The organism is Microvirga sp. P5_D2, assembly GCF_054049475.1.
In genome coordinates this window covers 1-2,448 of sequence record NZ_JBFUMH010000325.1, presented here as the reverse complement: position 1 = coordinate 2,448, position 2,448 = coordinate 1, and the positions used below count along the sequence as shown (strand labels likewise).

Here is a 2,448-nt window from a genome sequence, read left to right as displayed (position 1 = left end):
TTCTTCCACCGGATTGCATGGTCGCGGTTGGACGTCTCGTGTCCAACAAGAACTTCTCGATGCTCTTGCGTTCCTATGCGGACGCGAATATCGGCGGTGCCCTCGCGATTCTTGGAGAGGGACCGGAGCGGAGCGCGCTCACCGCGCTCGCCGCGGGGCTCGGAATCGCCGACCGGGTTCATATGCCGGGATTTGCCGCGAATCCACACGCCATCGTCGGACAGGCGAGCTTCTACGTCTCGTCGTCCAATGCCGAGGGCTTCCCCAATGCGATGCTTGAGGCCATGTGCGTCGGGCGACCTGTCGTGGCGACCGACTGCGACTCGGGACCGTCGGAGATCCTACAGGACCGGGCAGGCGCGCAGAAGGTTTCAACTCTGACCGAGGCGGCCTACGGGGTCTTGGTCCCGACTAATGACGAGAGTGCAATGAGCGCCGGGCTCCGCATCATGACAAATCCCGAGGCTCGCGCTCGCTTCGCTGTCGCGGCGCGAAGTCGCGCGCGCGACTTCGCTCTGGAGCATGCGATCGCTCAGTACAAGGCTGTAATAAGTTCGGTTTTGACGGTTCCACGATTTCGTAAATGGCCTGCGGAGAGCCTGTGATGGGCGGAGCGACATGAAGACCTCTAGGCCTGGGACGCAAGCTCCCACAACCCGAATGCTGACTAAGCTTCAACGGCTCCTGCCCATCCATCGCGCGCCCTCATGAGGACCGACATGCTCAATGTTGTCTGCCGCTGAACATCAATAATTTGGTACAGTATAATCCAGACAAATTGTCGCTTCATTTTCGATTTATGCAACCACCCCATGTATGCATAATCATTTTTAAAAACTCATAATCATTCCAAAAATTTATAATCAAATTGGGGCTCTTAATGTCGAATTTTTATATTTCTCCCACCGGTTCGGGGGCGAAGGATGGCTCCTCTTGGGCCAATGCCGGCACGCTTTCGAGCTTGTCTAAATTCATCAGCACCGGCGGCTCGGGGAGTGAGATCCTGCTTCGCGCTGATCAAGGCGCCTATAAAGTCAGCTCTCCAATTCTTCTGCGGCACGGCGGGGCAGCCGGTGCGCCTGTCACGGTCAAAGGGGTTGACGGAAACGGAGACGACATGAAGGCCGATTTTGTCGGCACAAGAGCGTCGTCCTATAGCCCTGGTGCCGCAGAGGGAGCGGAGGTATTCCGCCTGCTCGCCGGGGCGGACAATATGCATTTCGCGAATTTAGCATTCAAGAACGTCGGCAACGGCGCGTTTCGAATTGGGGCCGATATCAAGGACCTCGCGATCGAGCACGTGACGGCCCACAACGTAACACGGTTCATCGAGAATTATGTCTCCGACGGTGCACGTTCGGCGAGCGTCGATGGCCTGACAGTGCGGGACGTTGACGTCCATGGTTTCTCGAAAAGTGCCATTCGGCTCCAGTATAACTCGCGCGATGTTCTCCTTGAAGACATCTTGGGCGACAGCGAATATCAGGATGGCGGCCTTTATGTCTTCGGGGTTCATCTCGACGGCACAGTGCACGATGTGACGCTTCGCAAGGTCACTATGAAGAACAGTCATGGGCACGGTACGGCGTCTGAGTACTGGAACGGAGATGGATTTGCTACCGAGGGCGGCACCTACAACATTCGCTTCGAGGATACGGTCGCATCCGGCAGTACCGATGCAGGCTACGACTTGAAGTCGGACAATACGGTTTTGGTTCGGGCGTTAGCCGAGGGAAACAATCGCAATTACCGTTTCTGGAGCGACACCATTACGATGGAGGACAGCGTCAGCTTAGACCCTCACTACCAGGGTGGCGGATCTCCCTCGCAGGCCCACATCTGGATGGCGGAAGGTGCGAAGGCGTTTGTGATTGGCGGGCGGATCGTCGATGCTGATCCGGGCACACGTGTCTTCGACCTGTGGAAACCTGGATCGAACCTCGATTTGAGCGGCACCGCGATCTCAACACACGCGAACTCCACTTTCTCTGGCCTCGGCAGCAACTCTGTGCTGTCGGTGACAGGAACGAGTGACAACGACGCGCTCAACGGCTTTGGGGGCAACGAGACACTCAACGGCCTCGCAGGCAATGACACGCTCGCCGGCGCGATCGGCAATGATATTCTGCAGGGTGGGGACGGCGATGATGCGCTGATCGGCGGGGCCGGAACTGACCGATTGTTCGGCAATGCGGGCGCGGATACGTTCCAGTTCACCGCTTCGAGCGAGAGCATTGTCGGAACAAAGGCGGACGTGATCGCTGATTTCATCAGGGGCTTGGATTTGATTGACCTTTCGGCTATCGACGCCAATGCTGGAATAAGCGGCAACCAGGCATTCTCGTTTATCGGTAGCGGCGCCTTCACCGGCAAGGCTGCTCAGTTGCGCTATGCGAGCGCTACAGACGAAACCACGAGCGTCTATGGCGACATCAATGGCGACCGGGT

Annotated in this window: 2 protein-coding genes; both read left to right on the top strand. The window is 57.4% G+C overall.

The features are described from left to right. A partial coding sequence (locus ACXJKO_RS31250; protein WP_457094888.1) for a glycosyltransferase occupies positions 1-605 on the top strand: 605 nt, incomplete at its 5' end. Between the two features lie 275 nt (positions 606-880). Next, on the top strand, positions 881-2,448 hold a 1,568-nt coding region (locus tag ACXJKO_RS31245; protein WP_457094887.1), incomplete at its 3' end, for a calcium-binding protein.